The sequence below is a fragment of the Devosia sp. genome (assembly GCF_034675085.1).
Lineage (GTDB): Bacteria > Pseudomonadota > Alphaproteobacteria > Rhizobiales > Devosiaceae > Devosia.
Genome location: NZ_JAUCDN010000022.1, coordinates 1 through 20903, shown reverse-complemented (window position 1 = coordinate 20903; position 20903 = coordinate 1). Strand labels below are relative to the sequence as shown.

At 63.6% G+C, this 20903-nt stretch carries 16 protein-coding genes; 5 read left to right on the top strand and 11 right to left on the bottom strand.

Translation table 11 applies throughout. From position 1 onward, the window contains the following. Together VDP82_RS02940 and VDP82_RS02935 are read right to left on the bottom strand one after the other, a co-directional pair. Positions 1-3050, bottom strand: a 3050-nt coding sequence (locus VDP82_RS02940) for an efflux RND transporter permease subunit (RefSeq protein ID WP_323013340.1), incomplete at its 3' end; no start/stop codon positions are given. Positions 3051-3064: 14 nt separating this feature from the next. Beyond that, complete coding sequence (locus VDP82_RS02935) at positions 3065-4228, bottom strand: efflux RND transporter periplasmic adaptor subunit (RefSeq protein ID WP_323013339.1); 1164 nt, start codon at positions 4226-4228, stop codon at positions 3065-3067. A gap of 188 nt (positions 4229-4416) precedes the next feature. Between VDP82_RS02935 and VDP82_RS02930 the strand changes: the two genes are divergently transcribed. After that, positions 4417-5223, top strand: coding sequence for a Ku protein (locus VDP82_RS02930; protein ID WP_323013338.1), 807 nt, complete (start codon positions 4417-4419; stop codon positions 5221-5223). 14 nt (positions 5224-5237) lie between these two features. Here VDP82_RS02930 and ligD read toward each other — a convergent pair whose 3' ends face one another. The 9 genes from ligD to VDP82_RS02885 all read right to left on the bottom strand — a co-directional run bounded on the left by ligD (position 5238) and on the right by VDP82_RS02885 (position 16709). Further along, positions 5238-7793, bottom strand: a complete 2556-nt coding sequence (gene ligD / locus VDP82_RS02925; protein WP_323013337.1) for a DNA ligase D — start codon at positions 7791-7793, stop codon at positions 5238-5240. A gap of 3 nt (positions 7794-7796) precedes the next feature. Further along, complete coding sequence (locus VDP82_RS02920; protein ID WP_323013336.1) at positions 7797-8615, bottom strand: Ku protein; 819 nt, start codon at positions 8613-8615, stop codon at positions 7797-7799. Between the two features lie 120 nt (positions 8616-8735). Continuing rightward, positions 8736-9803: an ABC transporter substrate-binding protein gene (locus VDP82_RS02915; RefSeq protein ID WP_323013335.1), complete on the bottom strand. Its 1068-nt coding sequence runs from the start codon at positions 9801-9803 to the stop codon at positions 8736-8738. A 4-nt stretch (positions 9804-9807) separates the two neighbouring features. Then, positions 9808-10623 (bottom strand): ABC transporter ATP-binding protein, encoded by an 816-nt coding sequence (locus VDP82_RS02910; protein ID WP_323013334.1) that lies wholly within the window; start codon positions 10621-10623, stop codon positions 9808-9810. After that, entirely contained in the window at positions 10620-11666 is a 1047-nt protein-coding gene (locus tag VDP82_RS02905; protein WP_323013333.1) for an iron ABC transporter permease, read from the bottom strand. The genes VDP82_RS02910 and VDP82_RS02905 overlap by 4 nt, the downstream gene beginning before the upstream one ends. 268 nt (positions 11667-11934) lie before the next feature. Then, positions 11935-12423 carry a hypothetical protein gene (locus VDP82_RS02900; protein ID WP_323013332.1) on the bottom strand — a complete coding sequence of 163 codons (489 nt, stop codon included), beginning with the start codon at positions 12421-12423 and terminating at the stop codon, positions 11935-11937. 3 nt (positions 12424-12426) lie between these two features. Then, positions 12427-14541: an autotransporter domain-containing protein gene (locus tag VDP82_RS02895; protein WP_323013331.1), complete on the bottom strand. Its 2115-nt coding sequence runs from the start codon at positions 14539-14541 to the stop codon at positions 12427-12429. Positions 14542-14640: 99 nt separating this feature from the next. Further along, entirely contained in the window at positions 14641-15621 is a 981-nt protein-coding gene (locus VDP82_RS02890) for an AraC family transcriptional regulator (RefSeq protein ID WP_323013330.1), read from the bottom strand. Positions 15622-15719: 98 nt separating this feature from the next. Next, on the bottom strand, positions 15720-16709 hold the full coding sequence (locus VDP82_RS02885; protein ID WP_323013341.1) for a PQQ-dependent sugar dehydrogenase: 990 nt from the start codon (positions 16707-16709) through the stop codon (positions 15720-15722). 516 nt (positions 16710-17225) lie between these two features. Here VDP82_RS02885 and ugpB point away from each other — a divergent pair. From ugpB to VDP82_RS02865, 4 genes are all read left to right on the top strand, one after another. Beyond that, positions 17226-18533: a sn-glycerol-3-phosphate ABC transporter substrate-binding protein UgpB gene (gene ugpB, locus VDP82_RS02880; RefSeq protein ID WP_416347068.1), complete on the top strand. Its 1308-nt coding sequence runs from the start codon at positions 17226-17228 to the stop codon at positions 18531-18533. A 102-nt stretch (positions 18534-18635) separates the two neighbouring features. After that, on the top strand, positions 18636-19520 hold the full coding sequence (gene ugpA / locus VDP82_RS02875; protein WP_323013328.1) for a sn-glycerol-3-phosphate ABC transporter permease UgpA: 885 nt from the start codon (positions 18636-18638) through the stop codon (positions 19518-19520). Between the two features lie 14 nt (positions 19521-19534). Continuing rightward, positions 19535-20383 carry a sn-glycerol-3-phosphate ABC transporter permease UgpE gene (gene ugpE, locus VDP82_RS02870; RefSeq protein WP_323013327.1) on the top strand — a complete coding sequence of 283 codons (849 nt, stop codon included), beginning with the start codon at positions 19535-19537 and terminating at the stop codon, positions 20381-20383. A gap of 5 nt (positions 20384-20388) precedes the next feature. After that, the coding region (locus VDP82_RS02865; protein ID WP_323013326.1) for an ATP-binding cassette domain-containing protein at positions 20389-20903 on the top strand (515 nt) is incomplete at its 3' end.

The following is a 20903-nucleotide window of genomic DNA, read 5'->3' as shown; positions in this document are numbered from 1 at the left end:
ACCTTGGGCCGGGAGAACCGCGCCAGCAGGAGATAGGCGACCGGGGTGAGATAGAGCGTGGAAATGGCGGCAAAGGAGAGCCCGCCCACGATCACCCAGCCCAGCGCGGCCCGGGCCTCGGCGCCGGCCCCCGAGGCCAGGACCAGCGGAACCCCGCCGATGATGGTGGCGATCATGGTCATCATCACCGGCCTCAGCCGGATATTGGACGCCTCCTCGATGGCCTGCCGCACCGAGCGCCCCCGGTCGCGGAGCTGGTTGGCGAATTCGACGATCAGGATGCCGTTCTTGGCCATGATGCCCACCACCAGCACCAGCCCGATCTGGCTGAAGATGTTGAGGCTCCCTCCCGTCACCAGGATGGCATAGAGCCCGGCGGCGATGCCGAAGGGCACGGTGGTCATGACGATGATGGCGCTCCAGAAGCTTTCGAACTGCGCCGCGAGTACCAAAAGGATAATGACCAGGGCGAAGCCGAAGGTGACGAAAAGCGCGTTATTGGCGTCGCCCAGCGTCTTGGCCTCCGCCAGCGGCAGGATAGACGTGCCTTCGGGCAGAAGCGGGGTGGCGATGCGCTGCAATTCGGCATAGGCGTCGCCCAGCGCCAGCCCCTCTTCCAGGCTCGCCGAAACGCTGACGGCGCGGCGCTGGCCCTCCCGGCGCAGCGAGGGCGGCACCGCCGCTTCCCTTATGGTCGCAATGGTGGACATGGGCACGTAGCGCCCGTCGCCGGTGCGGATGAAAAGCGTTTCGAGATCGCGCGGATCGTTGACCGGATTGGTGGTCGAGACCATGCGCACCGAATAGGAGGTGTCGTTGATGAAGACATTGCCCACCTTGGTGCCGTCGATCATGGCCTGCATGGTCGTGGCCAGGCCGTTGATGTCGATGCCCAGCGCATCGGCGCGGGCCCGGTCCACGGTGAGGGTCAGCTGCGGCTGGGTGGTGTCGAAATTGACGCTGACGCGCCCGAAGCGCCCATCGGCTTCCAGCGCTTCGGCAATGGTCTGGGCCGCCTCTGCCAATACGGTGTAATCCGAGCCGGCCACCGCAAATTGCAGGCCCGAGCCGCCCCCACGAATGCCCAGGCTGTTGCCCTGGCGGACCGAAGCGCGCACCCCGGGCACCTGCGTCATCAGGTTCGTTATCTCGGCGGTGATCGCCTGCTGGCTGCGGGCCCGCTCGTCCCAGGGGGCCAGGGTCAGGGTCATGAAACCGCCATTGCCCCAGCCCGAAAGCACGAAAAGCGCCCTGGCCTCGCCGCTTTCGAGATATGGCTGGAGCATGGCCTCCACCTGCCCCAGCCGCGTGCGCACGAAATCCAGGCTGGCCGTATTGGGCGCCGAGACATTGATGCTGACCACCGAGCGGTCTTCGGGCGGGGTGATTTCCTGCCTTATCTGGCCATAGACGAAAAAGGCCGAACCGGCGAAAAGCGCCGCGACCAGCAGCACCACGGCCGGATTGCGCAGCGCCAGGCGCAGGGTGACGCGATAAAGGCTGCCAAAGGCGCGCCCCACTGCCCCGATGGGACCGCCATGGCCGCCCTGGTCGGCATCGTCCTTGAGAAAGCGCGAGGCCACCATCGGGCCCATGGAAAGGGCAACGATGGAGGAAAGCAGAACCGCAATGGCCAGGGTAAAGCCGAATTCGCGAAACAATTGCCCCGTCTGCCCTTCGAGAAAGGACAGCGGCACGAACACGGCCACCAGCGTCAGCGTGGTGGCGATGACGGCGAAGAACACCTCCTGGGTGCCGAGCACGGCGGCTGCGCGAGGCCCCGCGCCAAGATGCTTGCGGCGCACGATATTTTCCAGGACCACGATGGCGTCGTCAACCACCAGGCCGGTCGCCAGCACCAGCGCCAGCAGGGTGATGATATTGAGCGAAAAGCCAAACAGATACATGCCGGCCACCGCTCCAAGAAGGGCGATGGGCATGGAGATGGCCGGCACGATGACCGCCCGCCAATCGAGCAGGAAAAGGTAGATGATGACGATCACCGCCACCAGCGCCACGATCAGAGCCACTTCCACCTCGTGCAGCGCGCCCTGGATGAACACGGCTTCGTCGCTGGAAATCTTGACATGGACGCCCGGCGGCAGCGTGCGGTTGAGCGTCTCGACGGCGGCATGGACGGCTTCGGAAATGGCAATGGTGTTGGATTGGGCCTGCCGGACGATACCCAACCCGATGCCCGGCCGCCCATCGGCCCGGATCGAGGAGGTGCTGGCGGCGGCATCGAACACCACGGTGGCGACATCGCCGAGCAGCGTCCTGCCCTTGATGGGCAGGCGCTCGAAATCGGCGGGGCTCGTCACTTCCGAAAGCGCCCGAACCGAGATGTTCTGGTTGGGCCCATTGATGGACCCTGCGGGCGCATCCAGAGCGATAGTCGAGACGGCATTGCGTATATCGGCAACGGTGAGGCCCCGGCTGGCGAGCTTGAGCGGATCGATATCGATCTCGAAACTGGATTGCCGTGTGCCGTAGACCTGGACCTCGGCCACCCCGTCAATGGCGCCGAGCCGCTCGGCGATGATGGTCTCCACCACCTCACTGAGCTCGGAGACGCTGAGGCTATCCGAGGTCACCGCCAGTTGCATCACCGCCTGGGCGTCGCTGTCGGATTTGAAGATCACCGGGTCGTCGGCCCCCTCGGGCAGGCTGCGAGTCACCCGGCTCAGCGCATCGCGCACATCGGAGGTGGCGATGTCGAGATTGGTGCTCTGGGTGAATTCCAGCGTCACGCGGCTGCTGCCCACCGAAGAGCTGGAGGAAATGGCCGCGACACCCTGCACGCGGGCTACGGCGCCTTCCACCGTCGCGGTAATTTCGCGATCCACCGTTTCGGCGGCTGCGCCCGGAAAGCTGGTGGAAATGGACAGGACCGGCCGTTCGACGCTGGGCAATTCGCGCACTTCGATGGCGAGCAGCGCCGCCAGCCCTGCCACCATGATGAGCGCGTTGATGACAATGGCCATGACCGGCCGGCGCACGAAAAGGCTGGCCAGCATGCCGCCGCGTTCATTCTTGCCGGCAATGGACATGGCGTGCCTCCTCCTCAGCGCGCGGGCGGGACCGGCGCTTCCTCGGCGCCCGGCCCTTCGAGCACCCGGACCGGCGCGCCCTCGCTCAACTGCAATATGCCTTCGGTGATGATGGCGTCGCCCGGTTCGAGATCGGCCCGCACCAGAACGCCGTCGCTATTGCGCTGCACGATCTCGGCCATGACCCGCACCGCCTTTCCGTCTTCATATTTCCAGACATAGGAGCCTTCCGCCGACCACAGGATCGCCAGCGGATTGACCGCCGGATAGACCTCTCCGGGAAAGCCCAGGGAAACCGAAAAGCTCATGCCGGCGCGCAGGGCATTGTCGGGATTGGGTATTTCGGCCTGCACTTGCAGCGTGCGGCTGGCCGGATCGATGCGATTGTCGATCACCGAGATAGTGCCTTTGAAACTGCGCCCCGGCAAGGCGATGGCGCTGACGCTCACCGCCATGCCGGTCTCGATCTGGGCGGCGTAGCGCTCGGGCACCCAGAAATCGATGAGAATGGCGGAGGTATCGTCGATCGTGGTCACGGCGGTCTGGGCACCGACATAATTGCCGGGCGTCACGCGGATGAGGCCGATCGCACCGGCGATTGGGCTGGCGATGGTACGCCGTTCCAAAGCCAGCTCGGCATTGCGCAGGGCGAGCTGGGCATTGGCATCGGCCAGCTCGGCGGCGGCCAGGGCACTGCCGGCCACCACATTGGAGTTGGCCAGGCCGGTCACGCGTCCCAGAGTTGCAGCGGCATCGGTTGCGGCAAGCATGGCCCGGTTATAGTCGATCTGCTCGCCTGCCGCGTCGAAACGGGCAATGACGTCGCCGGCCGCGACGCTCTGTCCCGGACGCACCAGCACCTCGGCCAGGGTGCCGGCGCTTGCCGCCATGACGGTGACGGAGCGCACTGGCGAACCCTCGCCCACGGCGCTGAGCGTGTCGTTGATGGTGGCCATGACGACTTCGGTCGTCACCACCGTGCTGAGGCGGCCGGCACCGCCACCGAAGCGAGGTCCGCCCGGCCCGCCGCCCCGCGCCGCCTCAGCCTGCGGAGCCGGCCCGAAGGGCAGGACGATGCCCACCCTTGCCAGCGTTTCGGGAGCACCCGGCACGAAAAAGAGCCAAGCGAAGCCGGCAACGAAAAGAAGAGCGAGCGAGGCCAGAAATTGCCGGATCAAGCCAAACCTCTGCGACAGTTTGTGGAAACGGGTGGGGATTCGGCGAATCCTAGCAGCGGCGGTCCCGCAGCGACATTACAAAACGGTAATCTGCCGGCGCTGCACCTGCAAGAACGCCGGCAGGGAACTCATGTTCTGGCTTATCCGTTGCCTTGCAAGGCGCCGAATGGCGACCTGGAGGAGCGCGCATGGCACCCAGGACATTCTGGAAGGGCTACCTCAAGCTCTCGCTCGTCACCTGTCCCGTGGCGATGATGCCCGCGACCCTGCCCGATGAACGGGTCCGCTTTCACACCCTCAACGCCAGAACCGGCAATCGCGTCGTCAGCCAATATGTCGACGCGGTGACCGGCAAGCCGCTGGGTGAGGACGACGAGGTCAAGGGCTATCGGCGTGGCGAAGACGACTATGTGATGCTGGAAGAGGAAGAACTCGATGCGGTGGCGCTGGACAGTACGCGCACCATCGACATCGCCACCTTCGTACCCCGCGACGCCATCCAGTGGATCTGGTACGATACGCCCCATTATCTTCTCCCCGACGATCCGGTGGGCGAGGAGGCTTTTTCGGTGATCCGCAATGCCATGGCGTCCACCGGAACGGTCGGCATTTCGCGGCTGGTGCTCTATCGCCGCGAGCGCGCCCTGATGCTGGAGCCGCGCGGAAAGGGCATCATCCTCTGGACCCTGCGATATGGCGACGAAGTGCGCAGCGAAGGCGATTATTTCCACCCCCTGTCCAGGAGCAACCAGGACCCCAGGCTCATGGCGATGGTCAAGACGCTGATCGAGGAGCGGTTGGTGTCCTGGAATGCGAAGCTGGTTGATGACCCGGTGCAGGAAAAGCTGCTGGACATCATTGCCGCCAAGAAGAAGGGCAGGAAGCGCCCCGCCGGGCCCGAGGCGGAATCCGGGAGCAGGCCCGGCAACGTCATCGACATCATGGATGCGCTTCGCAAGAGCATAGGCGCGGAAGCGAAACGCAAACCCGGCTGAACCGCCCGAGGACGCTATTGCTTCTGCCGTCTGGAGAGGCCCTGCAGGGCGAGCGGCGCTGCGGCGGCACTGAACGCTTCCCAGGGATCGCTCCTCAATGCGGCGAGGCGGGTCGGCGTATTTTCGACCGTGAAATAGGCCGGGCCGATACCGGGGCTCAACTCCTCCCAGGCCAGCGGCATCGACACAGCGGCGCCGGGCCGGGCACGCGGAGAATAAGGCGCAACGGCGGTCATGCCGCGCTGATTGCGCAGATAGTCGATGAGAATTTTACCGCGCCGCTTGGACTTGGAAATGGTCGCGACATAGCGTCCGGGACTATCGGCGGCCATGCTGTCGGCCATGGCCTTGGTGAACGCCTTGACCGCGGCCCAATCGGCCTTTGGCTTGAGGGGCACGACCACATGCAAACCCTTGCCGCCCGAGGTCTTGACGAAGGCGACGAGGCCCGCATCCTCAAGGCGCGTGCGGATCTCTTCCGCCGCCGCGATCACCGCCTTCCAGGCGACATCTTCTGCGGGGTCGAGATCCATGACGATCCGGTCGGGCCGCTCCCAATCGCCCAGGGTCGAGCCCCAAGGATGGATTTCGAGCGCGGCGGCCTGAACCAGCCCCATCAGCCCATCGAAATCATTTATGGCGACGAAGGGCTCGCCCTGTTTGTCCTTGGGGTCGCCGACCAGAACGATATTCTTGTTGAGGCCCTTCCAGGCATGCTTCTGGAAGAATTTCTGCCCATCAATGCCGGTGGGGCATCGCAGCAGCGCCAAGGGCCGGCCCACCATATGCGGGGCGGCATAGCGCCAGGCCTCGGCATAATAGTCGGCCAGCCCCTCCTTGGTGATACCCGCTTCCGGCCAATAGATGCGGTCGGGATGCGTAAGCGCGACCCGACGCTTTTGATGCCGGGGCGCCGCTGCCCGGCTCCCTGGACTTTCGCGGACGATCTCGCTTGCGGGCTTGTCCTCCCGCAGGCCGCGAAACGAAGCGTGACGAAGATGGCCATCGGCGGTCCAGGCGCGAAATTCGACCTCCGCCACCAGTTCGGGCCGCACATAGCGCACCTGCCGGGATTCCTCTGCGGTGAGCGCGGTGTCGAACGGGCTTTGCTCAATTCGCATGCGCTCGAGCCGTTTGAAGAGATCCTCGGCGACAGCGCCGCTAAAACCCGTCCCAACCCGACCGACATGGTCCAGCCTGCCCTGCTGATGGACGCCCAGAACCAGCGAGCCGATGGCCTGGCGGGCCGTGGAGGACGGTACATAGCCGGCAATGACGAATTCCTGGCGTGCCGAGCATTTCGACTTCACCCAGCTTCGTCCCCGGCCCGACCGATAGGGCGCATCGCGGAGCTTGGAAACCACCCCCTCCAGGCTCAGCCGGCAGGCATGGCGCAGCACCAGCTCGCCATTCTCGACAAAATGGCTGCTGAAGCGGACGAGGCCCGGCGCGGGGCCGATGATCTGCTCCAGCAGCGCCTTGCGGTCCAGCAAAGGCAGGCGGGAAACGTCGAAGCCATCCAGATGCAGCAGATCGAACCCGTAATAGACGAACCGGTCTGACCGCCCGGCGCTGAGATCGGCCTGCAGGGCCGAAAAATCCGAGGCGCCCGCCGCGGTTTCGACCACCAGCTCGCCATCGATCAGCGCCCGTCCCACCGGGAGGGCCTGAAGCGCGGCAACGATGTCCTTGCCGAATTTTTTTGTCCAGTCGAGGCCGCTGCGCGTCAGCAGCCGAACCCGCCCCGCTTCGAGACGCGCCTGAAGCCGATAGCCATCGAACTTTATCTCGTGAACCCACTGCTCCCCGCCGGGCGGCGCCGCTACCAGCGTGGCCAGGGCCGGTTCGACGAAATCCGGCAGCGGAGCCTTTTTCACTCCCTTCAAGGACGACGGGTCAGGCAGCGCTCCATTTTCTTCGAAGGCAGGCGGCTTTTTTGCATGCGCCGAGGCAGGCGCAGCCTTTTTTCCGATCCGGCCGGTGCGCGACGACCAGCCCGGCGCCTCGCCGGCAACATCCTCGATGTCCCGGCCGGTTTTCACCGATTGCGGGCGTTCTTCCAGTATGTCCGGGTCACCAGCCTGCCGGGCGGCCTCGTCCTCGGCCTTGACGAGCAGCCAGTTCTCACGCTTTTCGCCGGGCTTGCGCTGCATTTTCACCAGATGCCAGCGGCCGGAGAGTTTTTCTCCCTTGAGCTCGAATTCCAGATGTCCCTTGGCGTAGGCCTTGTGCGCGTCCCCGATGGGCATCCAGCTTCCCCGGTCCCAGACGATCACCGTGCCTCCGCCATATTCCCCTTTGGGGATCGTGCCTTCGAAATCGCCATAGTCGAGCGGATGGTCCTCGACACGGACGGCGAGCCTCTTTTCTCCCGGCACCAGGCTCGGCCCGCGCGTAACCGCCCAGCTCTTGAGCACGCCATCCATCTCCAGGCGAAAATCGTAGTGGAGGCGCGTGGCCGCATGCTTTTGGATGACGAAGATATTTCCCTTGGTCCGCGACTTCCGGCCTTTCGGTTCCGGGGTGGCGCTGAAATCGCGCTTTCGGCGATAGGTTTCGAGCGTCGCCATGGATCAGCCCGCCTTGCGTCGGGCCGGCCGAGCCCCGGCCTTCTTGCCGCCGATGGCGGCGCTTTCCCGCAGCGCCGCCATCAGATCGATGACCCCTTCTTCCCTAGGCGCCTTTCGCGGCCGGATCGCCCTGCCTTCCAGCTTGGCTTTGACCAGGTCGGCCAAGGCCGCTTCGTAGCGATCATCGAACGTAGCAGGGTCGAATGTGCCGCTCTTGGTCCTGATGATATGTTCGGCCAGCTCCAGCATCTCCTCCTTGATCGGGAGAGCAGGAATAGCCCGGAACGCATCGGCAGCGGCGCGCACCTCGTATTCGAAATTGAGCGTCGTCGCGATCAGGCCCTCTCCGTGAGGGCGAACCAGCACGGTGCGAACGCGCCGGAACAGGACCGTCCGGGCCAGGGCAGCGACCTTTTTGACCCGCATCCCTTCCCTGATCAGCCCATAGGCTTCCTCGCCTTCGCGCTCGGCGGGGGCCAGGTAATAGGGCCTGTCGAAATAGACGTCGTCGATGTCGACACAGGGGGTGAAGGCAAAGACGGAGAGCGTCTTGTCGCTTTCCGGCACGGCAGCCGCCACCTCCTCGGGATCGAGCATAACATATTCGCCCGAGCCGGTTTGGTAGCCCTTGGCCTGATCGTCGCGATCCACCGGCTTGCCGGTCTCGCTGTCGACGAACTCGCGGCGCACCCGGTGCCCCGTCGCTCGATTGAGGGTGTGAAAGGCGATGCGCTCGGAGGTGGAAACAGCCGTGTACAATGCCACCGGGCAATTCACCGCGGCAATCTTGAGAACGCCCTTCCAGTTCGCCCTTGGCGCCAAACCGGCCTCCTGTGCAACAGGAAAGGAAAACGGGCTTCAAGCGCGCTTCGTTCCCCGGCCTTGGCCAGCGAGGGGAACGGCAGGGCGGCGGGACGCCGGAACGCTCCGCCGCCCTGGGTGTCAGAATTGCGGGTCGAGAATCAGTGAAACCTCGTCATCGCTCAGCGTGTAGCCATAGAAGCGGCTATAATAGCTCTTGATTTCATCCTCGATGGCGTAATGGGCAAAAAGCTCCGGCTGGTTCTTCTGGGCCATCCACTTGAGCATCAGCGGCGCGTCGGCGCTGGGCGGATACCACTGGAAGATGCCTTCGGGAATCTTGTGGACGCGCCTGTCCTGCACCGCCTTGACATGACTCCAATCCTGGCCCGGCACGCGGTTTTCATAAAGATCCTCGGGCTTGGTGGGCGAGAAATTCGAGATGAAGATCACGTCGGGATCGAGCGAATAGATCTGCTCCATGTCGATATCGGCAAGGGGTGCGAAATCCGCCGGCGCCAGATTGCGCGCTCCCGACTCGACCACCCAGAAATTGCCGAAATGGCCGGCGCCGTTGACCTTGAGGGACTTTTCCTCCAGCCGGGCGAAGAAAAGAGCCCCGGGCTTTTCCGCGTCGGCCAGCGTTGCGACCCGCGCACGGGTTTCTTCCAGCGCGACCTGCCCATAGGCGATGATCTCGGCGGTACGCTCTTCCTGCCCCGCCACCTGACCCAGCAGCTCCATCCAGCCGCTATAGGTCTGGATGACGTTGCCGCCCGAATTGGACAGCACATCCATGGCAAGCACGGGAATATTCGTACGCTCGACCTCGGCGATGGCCGGCATGGTTTCATAGGAGACGAAGACATCGGGGGAAAGACGCAGCAATTCCTCGATATTGACCGAATTCCCCTGGGTGAAGCCGGTCTCGGCATCAAGAAGGCTAGGCGCGATGCGGCCGAGCAGGGCCCGTTCGGCCATGCGCATGGAATCGGGGTGCATGCCCACGATTTCGTCGGCGGAACCGGTGGAAATGAACCAGGCGGAAGGGAAAGGCAGGAATTCGGTGGCGATGCGCTCGATATCGACCGGCAATTCCACCGTACGTCCCATGCGGTCGGTGACGGCATGAGTGTCCTGGGCCAGGGCCGGCAGGGCGAACAGGGCGGTTCCGGCGAGAAGGGCGACGCTATAGGCGGGAAGGTTCATGGGGTTACATCTCCATGTGGGCGGGGGATGGCCGGTCGAGCGAGACCGGATAGATGGCGCGCAGGATGCGGCCTTCCGCATCGATGGTGTCGATGCGGGCATTGACGCCGAAACAGGCGCGGATGGCCTCTTCGGTCAGGATCGCTTGGGTGGGTCCGAAGCGATGTATGCCATCCGCGCCCAGCATCAGGACCGAGTTGGCGATGCGCAGGGCATGGTTGGGGAAATGCGTGTTCATCACGCAGATCATCCGGTCCTCGCGCGCCAGCCGTTCGATGATGTCGAGGATGATGAGCTGCTTCTTGAAGTCGAGATGCGATTCCGGCTCGTCCAGAAAGAGGATGGAAGGCTCGCCAGCCAGGGCACGGGCGATGAACACCAATTGCAGCTCGCCACCGCTGATGGCGTTGCAATAGGCCTTGGCCAGGTGCCCGATCTCCAGCCGGTCGAGCACGCGGCGGGCCAGCGCGATATCCTCCGCGCTCGGCCTGGCGAAGGTGCCCAGATGCGCCGAGCGGCCCAGCAGCACCATATCGAGCACGCTATAGGCGAAGGCATTGGCGCGCGCCTGCGGCACATAGCCGATATGGCGCCACAACTCACGCTCGCCATAGGCGGACAGCGGCTTGCCCTTGATGAGGGTTTCACCCTGCTGCCAGGCCATCATGCCGGTGATGGTGTTGAGCAGGGTGGTCTTGCCCGCGCCGTTGGGGCCGAGCACCGCCATGATCTGGCCGGGGGAAAGATCGAGCTCAAGCCCGGAGAACAGCGGCTGGCCCGGCTTGTGGCCATAGCTGCCATTGCGAATGGAAAGGGTCATGACCAGCCTCCCTTCGCCCTCTTGAGCAGATAGGCGAAGAATGGCGCGCCGATGATGGCCGTTAGGATGGAAAGCGGGATTTCGGCGCTGGTGGCCGTGCGGGCGATGGTGTCGATCAGCAGCAGATAGATAGCACCGATGGAAACCGAGGCAGGGATCAGGGCCGAATGGTTGGCGCCCACCAGCATGCGGGCGACATGGGGAATGACGAGACCGACCCAGCCGATGATGCCGGCCAGCGACACCGTCGTCGCCGTTACCAGCGTTGCCGCCACGATCACCACCCAGCGCATCACCTGCACATTGGTGCCCAGCGACCTGGCCTCGACTTCCGAAAGCGAAAGCACATTGAGCCGCCAGCGCAGAGCCCAGAGGGCCGCAATGCCGATGGCGATCAGCGGCGCACCCCAGGCCAGCATCTCATAGGACGAGGAGGTGAGGCTGCCCATCAGCCAGTAGACGATGGTGGGCAGGGTATCGTTGGGGTCGGCGACGTATTTGAGCAGCGACAGCAGCGCCTCGAACATGGCCGCCGTAATCACACCGCCCAGGATCAGCATGAACAGCGATGAACGCCCGCCGCGCCGGGAGATCCACAGGGCGACCATCATGGCGACGATGCCGAAGATCAGCGCTCCGACCGGCACGAAGGCCATGTGGCGGAAAATGAGAATGGTCAGCGCCGCCCCAAAGCCCGCGCCCGAGGAAACGCCCAATATATGCGGGCTGACCAGCGGATTGCCGAACAGGCCCTGGAAGGCAGCGCCCGCCACCGCCAGTCCGCCCCCGATCAGCAGCGCCATGAGGACGCGGGGCAGGCGGATATTGAGCACCACCGTTTCTTCCACAGCCTCCCAGTAAGGCTCGATCGGCACCACCTTGCTGGCCAGGATGGATAACGCATTGCCAGGGCTGACCATGTATCGCCCAAGGCAAAGAGCGATGATCGCCAGCGCGGCGGGAAGGACTATGAGCGCCACCGTAACAAGCCGGTCCCGGGGTGGGTGGCGGGCACGCGAAAGCGATACGGCTGCATCGGTCACGATGCACCGTCCGCGGCAAAAGCAGCAGGCATGACTGTAATCCGGAAATTTCTGCGCCGCTTCACGGCACGGCACCGTTTATATACATAAAACATGTATATGAAAGTCATGTTTTATGGAGGCCGCATGCCAATTTGTCGCGGGGCCGGTTCAAATGCCGCACCAAGGCGGCATATGCAACGCCGCCCCTTGCAAGGGGCGGCGTTTCCGCCGGCTCAATGGGAATGCAGCCACCGGCGGGGTCTACGGGAGGAGCTCCGTTTTTGCTTTATTCGCCGAAAGCCCCAAAGAAGAGGGCGTCGAGGCGGTATTCGAGCGGTCGTAGCACCTCGGCATGGACCATGCCCGAGAGCCGCGCCTGCTGCGCTTCGGCAATCAGCCCTTCCACATGAGCGCGGATCACCGCCTTCTGATCCTCGGGCAGCGCCGAACCATCAAGCCGAGCCAGCGGCTCGGCGAACACGGCGTTGAACTCGCCCTCGGGAATGGTCGCCATATAGCCGGTGGCCACCGCCTCATAGGCGATCCGCCAGCCCTGGCGATCAAAACCGGCGGCAGGGATCAGCGAGACCCCAAGCGAGTCATAGTCATAGAAGATATCGGCGGCGTCGACGACCATGCCCTCGCCCATCTCCTCAGCCAGTTGCTCCACGATCCCCACCACGGCCTCGGCTTCGGCGGAAGTGAGTGCCTGGGCGGGCGCCGTCAGGGCGAGCAGCGCAAGCGCCGCTCCCCCCACCATATTATGGTTCATCATCGTCTAGAAACTTCCTTTCAGTCCGACCGAAGCGGTCAGCGTGGGATCGCGGCCAGAGCTGGCCAAATGGGTGGAGGCGGACAAAGAGACCTTGCTGGAGAGAGCGTGATCTATCTCCGCCCCGGCGCGTGCCCAGGTCTGGGCCTGGGAGCCCCCGCCCAGCGAAAAATCGAACAGGCCGGGCACATGCCCCTTGGCTGCCGCACCCGTGCCGGTGCGGTGCGCCACCTCCAGCGTGGTGCTGAGCCGGGTCTGGGTGGACAGCTCGGTGACGGCAATGACGCCCATGCGGATATCGGCATGGGTAAGGTTCTGCGCATCGAACACCGCCGGGAACGGGCCACCGCTTTCGCTGTAACCATCCACATGCAACCCGCCAATGGCCAGCGAGGCAAAGGGATGCAGGCTGGTCTTGCCGATCACCGCCGCTTCGAGCCAGTCGGCCCGCAGGCGCACAACGCCGCCAATGGCATTCGCCTGGCCCCGCGACATCGCCGTGGCCGCGCCGTTGGAATAAGCCCGATCGATATTGGCCTGCCAGCCGCCCAGCATTCCGGTCAGCGAAAGCAGAAGCGGCGTGCCATCGGGCTGCCAGTCGATTTCGCTGAGGATATATTGCCCGGCCATGCGGACGGAGCCGCCCATGGCCAGATCCTGCCAGGAGCCGGAGGCGCCCGCCGCCGCGCCGATGCGCATATTGCCGCCGGCCAGATCGGCGCAGGCGCCCATTTCGGCCAGCGCCAGCCCGGTGGCGGAGGGGCCGTGATGGGCAAAATCGCCGGTGGCCCAAGCGCACAAATCGCCCGAAAGGCTGGGCGCCAGCATCAGCGGGCGATGATGGGCCCCGTTGACCGGAAGCCAGGTGAGAAACTCGCCGGCATCGGCGATGCCCGCAGCGGCAAAAAGTGAGCGCTGATATTCGCCCACATTCATCAGCCCGCCGCCATGTTGGCCGTCCACGCGCGCGATATAGCCCTGATAGAGCGCATCCTGCGGATCGCCCTCGTACAATTGCCCGACGATGACATTGCCATCATCCGAAATGCCATTGGCGTGTTTCAGCACCTTCCCGCCCAGCTCGACACCGTGGCGGGTCAGCCAGTCATTCACCGATTCCATGCCAGTGTCTTCCGACCAGCGGAAGGCCAGCTCCAGATCGTCGGCATTCATGGAAAGGCCCACGGCCCAGACGCCGTCGCGCGTCACCGCCGTGGCCCAGCTTTCCTGGCCGCCCAGCGTGCCCATATCGAGCATTTCGAGATTGCCCTGAACGCCGTTGGCCGCCCCTTCCTTCCAGCGGAAGGCCCGGTTGCGCCCGTCGGCATCGGCGGAATCGCCGACGATGACGCTGCCGTCATAGGAAGCGGCTGTGGCGGAGGACATGCCCGACATGCCGGTGAGCGAGCCGAGATTGCGGACGCCGATCTGGCCCAGATCGCCGATATCCCAGCGCACGGCCAGCGAGGCGGTGGCGTCGGCATCGCTATAGCCCACCACATAGCGGCCATTGCCCGAAATGCCTCTGGCGGCGGAGCGGCCATTGCCGTTCGGCAACTCACCCAACCGGTACATCTGCTCATTGCCGGCAACGCCGCCGGTGGCGCCCTCGACCCAGACATAGGCACGCATATTGCCCTGCCAGATGCTGTGGCCGACCACTTTGGCGCCATCGTCGGAGACACCGCGCGCGTAGCTGACCGACTCGGCGATCTGGGGCGCCAGCGTGCCCAGCTCGACGAAATCGCCACCCATGGCATCGCCGACATAACGCCAGGCGCGCATAATGTTGTTTGCGTCGTTGCCCTCGCCGACGATGACATTTCCCGCACGGTTGATCGCCCGTGCATAATTCTGCGTTCCACCCCGGCCGGGCAGTGTCAACATTTGTTCGGGCCAGTAAACCCGCGAGACATCTTGACCATTGCCATCGAGGCTGTGCCCGACCACCACGCGGCCGTCGCCGCTGATGCCGATATAGTCGTCATCACCGATGATGATGTTGCCCCCCGCTTCTGCTTTCGGGGTCATGACCAGCGCAGTGGTCGCCATCAGAACTCCGGCCAGCAGCCAGCGCCCCTCATTCCGCTTTTTCCCGGTCCCGAAAGCACGCATGGTCATGAAAGTCTCCCCGAAAGCAAAAGCCGGCCCCGAAGGACCGGCTCTGCCCACTAGGAGAACCGCGTGCTCGCCTCAACGCGCGGGCCCCGCGCGCAAAACTCATTCCCGGTGCGCATAAGCCTCCTCTTCGCCAGCGCGGTAATGGCCCGGCGTCACACCGAAGCGGCGGCGAAAGGCGGTGACGAAATTGCTCACCTGCCCGTAGCCAAGCTCCCAGGCGAGCTGCTTGAGCGGCAAGATGGAACCCTCTTCCAGTGCCCGCCGCGCCGCATCGAGCCGCGCGTCGCGCAGATAGCTGAACGCCGTCATGCCATAGAGTTCTCGGAAACCGCTGTTGAGCCGCTTGCTGGAAAGGCCGACCTCACGCGCCAGGCTTTGCAGATCGGGCGGGTTGCGCAAATCCTGGAGTAGCCTTTCGCGCGCCACGCGCACCTTGGCCAGCTCGCGCGCGCCCAGGCCCTCGGCGTCGTCACCACTGCCAAGGGTGGAAAGCTGGTGCGCCAGCATTTCGAGCACCTTGGCCTGGCGAAACAGCTTTTCCATGCGGCCCTGGTAAGGCGCGCGCAGCAGCGTGTGCCCCAGCGCCCGCAAGGGGCTTGAGAGCGGGGCCGCGTCGGCCAGGTCGTCCTTGCGTCCCTCCAGCACCAGCCGCACGGCTTCGGGCATCATGCCCTCCTCGCCCAGCAGGTCCAGCGCCTCCCCTTCCAGCCGCACCGCCACGCAGCGCCAGCCGCGCTCGGCCTCTACCTCATAACGCACCCGACGCTGCACCGGTGAAAGCACATAGAAACGCCCATCATCCCGCCATTGCCGCTCGTCGCACCCTTCCAGGCTCACCTGGCCCCGGCTGGCAAGGATGGAGCCGAGAATGAGGCGGCCATGGCCCGGCTCGCCGCCATCGACATCGATGCCGAAGCGGCTGTTTCCGGTTGCTTCGCTGCGATAGAGCCAGATGCCGGGCAGCACCGGCGTTTCCTCCATATAGGCCTTGATATCGCCGCGCCGGAACCGGACGCGCTCCACATCGCGGAAATCGTAGGGTACCGAACAATCGCCGCTCGAAAACAGCCAGTCCGCCATCTTCCGCCTCGGTCTGATGAAACGGCGGACGCTACGGCAATTTCCGGCGCTGTCAACATCGTCTAGACAAGGCCGTACTAAGCCTCGGAAAAACAAAGCTATTCCGCCGGCACCAACCGGATGAGGGCGCCGTTTTCCGCATCGGTGAGGATCATCACCGCGCCATCCTCGGCGATATCGACATCGCGAATACGCCCCTGCCCCTGTAGGTAGCGGGCTTCGCCGGTGACGCGCTCGCCCTCGAGAGTAAGACGTATCAGCGCCTGGCTTGAAAGCCCGCCGATCAGCAAATCGCCCTTCCAGCCGGGGAACAGCGCGCCATCGTAAAAGACCATGCCGCCGGGGGCGATCACCGGGTCCCAATAGTAGACCGGTTGCTCCATGCCCTCCTGCGCGGTGATGCCTTCGCCGATGGGGCGGCCATTATAATCCTGCCCATAGGTGATGACTGGCCAGCCATGGTTGCGCCCAGGCCGGGGATGGTTGAGCTCGTCCCCGCCACGCGGACCATGTTCGGCGGTCCACAGCGTACCATCCGCTGCCAACGCCGCCGATTGCAGATTGCGGTGGCCATAGGACCAGATTTCCGGCGCACCGCCCGCGATGGCTGGATTACCCGGAGCCGGCCCGCCCTCGGGATCGATGCGCAGCACCTTGCCGATATGAGTGCCGACATCCTGCGCGAGGATGCGGGATTGGGAAGTATAACGGTCGCCAGAGGAGACGAAGAGCATGCCATCGCCATCGAAGACCAGCCGCGAGCCGAAATGGGCGGTGGAGGCCCATGCCGGGTTCTGCTGGAAGATCACGCGCACATCGGTGAGTGCGCTACTGTCCTCCGAGAGCGTACCTGTGGCCACCGCCGTTCCATTGCGACCCTCGCCACGCGGTTCGGCAAAGCTCCACCACACCCGGCGCGTTTGCGCGAAATCGTCTCCTATGACGACGTCGAGCAAGCCACCCTGCCCTCGCGCATCGACCGGCGGCAAACCGGCGACCGGCTCGGAGATGCTCCCATCTACGCCGATCAGGCGCAGCCGTCCCGGCCGTTCGGTGACCAACCAGCTTCCATCGGGAAGCTGATCCATTCCCCAGGGATGCACCAACCCTTCCGCGAGAATCTGCATTTCCAGTTCGAGGGCATCTTGAACGGTCGGCGCGCGCGTCTGTCCCTCGAATGCGGGACGTTGATCAGGCGCGTTCGGCGCGGCGGCATTGAAATCCTGGGCGAAGCCGGAAGGCACAAGCATTGCTCCCAAAGCAATGGCAGCGCCCAGCTCGCAGGCGATTCGATGCTGCGCGTGATATTGCATGGCCGGCTCCTCCTGATGTCCGATCCCCTCGATCGCCGGTTTTGAATAACGCCACACGCCTGCAAGGGATGCAGGTGAACCTGCTGTTTATCCACAGGGCACAGGCCGTCACATGAGCTTCATATGAACGCTCTAGGGGTTCCTGCGCGACCAATACGGGTCGCAAAGAGGTTCATTTGAACATCTCCCTTTGCCAAATGAATATCGCGTTGCTACGACTTGGCACGCGAGGACGGAGATCCTTTGCTTAATAACAGGAGGAACCACCCCATGAAGAAACTGGCGCTGCTCATGACGACCGGCGTGATCGCCGCTCTTGCCTACGCACCCCACGCCACCGCGCAAACCGAAATCTCGTGGTGGCACGCGCTCGATGCCGAGCTGGGAAAAAAGCTGGAGTCGATCGCCCAGGGCTTTAACAACAGCCAGTCCGACTACAAGATCGTGACGACCTACAAGGGCACCTATCCCGAAACCCTGACCGCCGCCATCGCGGCGTTCCGCGCCAATGAGCAGCCTGCCATCGTACAGGTATTCGAAGTGGGCACCGGCACGATGATGGCGGCCAAGGGCGCGGTGAAGCCGGTTTATGAGCTCATGACCGAAAATGGCCAGCCCTGGGACCCGACCTCGTTCCTGGCCCCGGTCGTCGGCTATTATTCGGACACTGACGGCAACATCCTGTCGCTGCCGTTCAACTCGTCCACCCCGATCATGTATTACAACAAGACCGCCTTCGAGAAGGCCGGGCTTGATCCCAATGTTCCGCCCAAGACCTGGGCCGAAGTCGAATCCTTCATGAACCAGATCGTCGATTCGGGCGCAGCCAAGTGCGGCCTGAGCAGCGCCTGGATTTCGTGGATCCAGCTCGAGAACCTCTCCGCCATCCATGACCAGCCCTACGGTACGTTGGAAAACGGCTTTGGCGGCCTGGGCACTGAATTCACCTTCAATGGCCCCGTGCAGGCCAAGCACTGGGAAAACCTCAAGAAATGGTCGGATGCCGGGCTTTACCAATATGGTGGCCCCGTAGGTGGACCGGATGCCGCGCCGAAATTCTATTCGGGCGAATGCGCCATCTACATGAATTCCTCGGGGTCGCGCGCCGGCGTGATCGCCAATTCGAAGGATTTCGAAGTCGGCTTTGCGCCCCTGCCCTATTATGACGACGTGATCGCAGAGCCGAAGAACTCCATCATCGGCGGCGCCACGCTGTGGGTGCTCAACGGCAAGAGCCCCGAAGTCTACAAGGGCGTGGCCGAATTCTTCACCTATCTGAGCCAGCCGGAAGTGCAGGCCGATTGGCATCAGTTCACCGGCTATCTGCCGATCACCAATGCCGCCTTCGAACTAGGCCAGCAGCAGGGTTACTATGCTGCCAACCCCGGCTCCGACGTGGCGATCAAGCAGATCACCCGGGGCACCCCGACCGCCAATTCCAAGGGTATCCGCTTCGGCAATCTGAGCCAGGCCCGTACCGTGGTGGATGAGGAATTCGAAGCCCTGCTGGCCGGCACCAAGACCGCCCAGGAAGCGCTGGATTCGGCCGTTGCCCGCGGCAACGAAATCCTGCGCGAGTTCGAAACGGCCAATCAGTAAAACACCCCTAGCCGGGGCCGGATGATATCCGGCCCCGTTTTCCATGCGTCAGCTGGCGGATTGCCGTGCCCGGCTTTCCGTCAGCAGCCCGTGCGAGGACACATGCAGACCAAACGCACCATATTCCCCAATAAGCTTCTGCCTTACGCGCTGCTGGTGCCGCAATTGGCGATCACGCTGATCTTCTTCATCTGGCCTGCCCTGCAAGCGATGAAATCCTCGTTCGAGCGCGAGGACCCCTTCGGGTTCAAGACCAGCTTCATCTGGTTCGACAATTACCGCAAGATTTTCGCCGACCCGAACTATCTCGGCTCGCTGGGCCGTACCGCCATCTTCGCCCTGTCGGTGACGCTGCTGGCGATGATCGTCTCCCTGCTGCTGGCGGTCGCCGTCAACCGGCTGCTGCGCTCGGGCAAGATCTACACCACCCTGCTGGTCTGGCCCTATGCCGTGGCGCCGGTAGTGGTGGGGATATTGTGGTGGTTCATCTTCAATCCATCCATCGGCATCGCGCCCTATATCCTGCGCGGCATGGGGATCAACTGGAACCATCGCATCGATGGCAGCCAGGCGATGATCCTCATCATCATCGCCGCAGCCTGGAAGCAGATCTCCTATAATTTTCTCTTCTTCGTGGCCGGCCTGCAATCGGTGCCCCAATCGCTGATCGAGGCAGCGGCCATTGATGGCGCGGGACCCTTCAAGCGTTTCTGGACGATCGTGTTTCCGTTGATCTCGCCCACGACCTTCTTCCTGCTCATCATCAACATGAACTATGCCATGTTCGACACTTTCGGCATCGTCGACGCCACCACCATGGGCGGCCCGGCGCAGGCAACCAACATCCTGGTCTACAAGGTCTATACCGATGGCGTTCTGAACCTGAACATCGGCTCCTCCTCGGCCCAGTCCGTCATTCTGATGCTGATCGTCATTGCACTCACCGTAGTGCAATTCCGCTTCGTCGAACGCCGCGTGCAATATTAAGGGGCTGATGCAAAGTGGTTGAAAACAGACCCTTCCTGAATTTCCTCACCCATCTGGTCCTGATTGCCGGCGTGGTGATCGTAGTGTTTCCAGTCTATCTGGCTTTCATCGCCTCCAGCCGGGGCCCGGGAGACTTCGTCAGCGGCGTCGTGCCGCTGCTGCCGGGAACACATCTGGTCGAGAACTACAGCACGATCTGGAACGAGGGCCTGTCCAGCTCGGGAGCGCCGCCGATCTGGGTGATGATGACAAATTCGCTGCTCATGGCGGTGGCCATCGCCGTGGGCAAGATCGCCATCTCGCTGCTGTCGGCCTATGCCATCGTCTATTTCAAGTTCCCGTTCCGCCTGTTGGCCTTCTGGATCATCTTCATCACCCTGATGCTGCCGGTGGAAGTGCGCATCATTCCCACCTTCAAGGTGGTGGCCGATCTGGGCATGCTCAATTCCTATCTCGGGCTGACCCTGCCGCTGATCGCTTCGGCGACTGCGACATTCCTCTTCCGCCAGTTCTTCCTGACCATTCCCGACGAACTGATGGAGGCGGCGCGAGTGGATGGAGCCGGACCGCTCAAATTCTTCCGCGATATCCTGCTTCCGCTCAGCCGGACCAATATCGCAGCGCTGTTCGTCATCCTCTTCATCTTCGGCTGGGTGCAATATATGTGGCCCCTGCTCGTGACCACGGACAGCCGCTATTACACCATCGTCATGGGCATCAAGCGCCTGGCCGCCAGCGCCGATTCCGAGCCGCTATGGCATCTGGTCATGGCCGCCGTGATCCTGGCCATGCTGCCCCCCGTCCTCGTCGTCATCTCGATGCAACGCCTGTTCGTCAAAGGCCTTGTGGAAACGGAGAAATAACAACAATGGCAAGCATCGATATCAAAGGTGTCAAAAAGGTCTATGCCGGCGCCGTCACCGCCATCCACGAGCTGGACCTGACCATTCCCGATGGGGAACTGGTGGTTCTGGTTGGCCCCTCGGGCTGCGGGAAATCCACCCTGCTGCGCATGATTGCCGGGCTCGAGACCATCACCGACGGCACAATTTCCATCGATGGCACCGTGGTCAACACCAAGGAACCCGCCGAGCGCGATATCGCCATGGTGTTCCAGAACTATGCGCTTTATCCGCATATGACGGTGCGCGGAAACCTCGAATACGGCTTGAAGAACCGCGGCACGCCCCGCGACGAGATCGACCGCAGGGTGAGCGAGGCGGCCCGCATCCTCGAGATCGATGCCTTCCTCGACCGGCGGCCCCGGCAATTGTCCGGGGGTCAGCGCCAGCGCGTCGCCATGGGCCGCGCCATTGTGCGCCAGCCCAAGGCCTTCCTCTTCGACGAGCCGCTTTCCAATCTGGATGCCAAGCTGCGCGGACA

Coding starts and splice junctions, on each gene's coding strand:
- ugpA (WP_323013328.1), top strand. CDS start 18,636: ATGCAGACCAAACGCACCATATTCCCCAATAAGCTTCTGCCTTACGCG.
- VDP82_RS02900 (WP_323013332.1), bottom strand. CDS start 12,423: ATGATGAACCATAATATGGTGGGGGGAGCGGCGCTTGCGCTGCTCGCC.
- VDP82_RS02890 (WP_323013330.1), bottom strand. CDS start 15,621: ATGGCGGACTGGCTGTTTTCGAGCGGCGATTGTTCGGTACCCTACGAT.
- VDP82_RS02930 (WP_323013338.1), top strand. CDS start 4,417: ATGGCACCCAGGACATTCTGGAAGGGCTACCTCAAGCTCTCGCTCGTC.
- VDP82_RS02885 (WP_323013341.1), bottom strand. CDS start 16,709: ATGGATCAGCTTCCCGATGGAAGCTGGTTGGTCACCGAACGGCCGGGA.
- VDP82_RS02895 (WP_323013331.1), bottom strand. CDS start 14,541: ATGACCATGCGTGCTTTCGGGACCGGGAAAAAGCGGAATGAGGGGCGC.
- ligD (WP_323013337.1), bottom strand. CDS start 7,793: ATGGCGACGCTCGAAACCTATCGCCGAAAGCGCGATTTCAGCGCCACC.
- ugpB (WP_416347068.1), top strand. CDS start 17,226: ATGACGACCGGCGTGATCGCCGCTCTTGCCTACGCACCCCACGCCACC.
- VDP82_RS02910 (WP_323013334.1), bottom strand. CDS start 10,623: ATGACCCTTTCCATTCGCAATGGCAGCTATGGCCACAAGCCGGGCCAG.
- VDP82_RS02915 (WP_323013335.1), bottom strand. CDS start 9,803: ATGAACCTTCCCGCCTATAGCGTCGCCCTTCTCGCCGGAACCGCCCTG.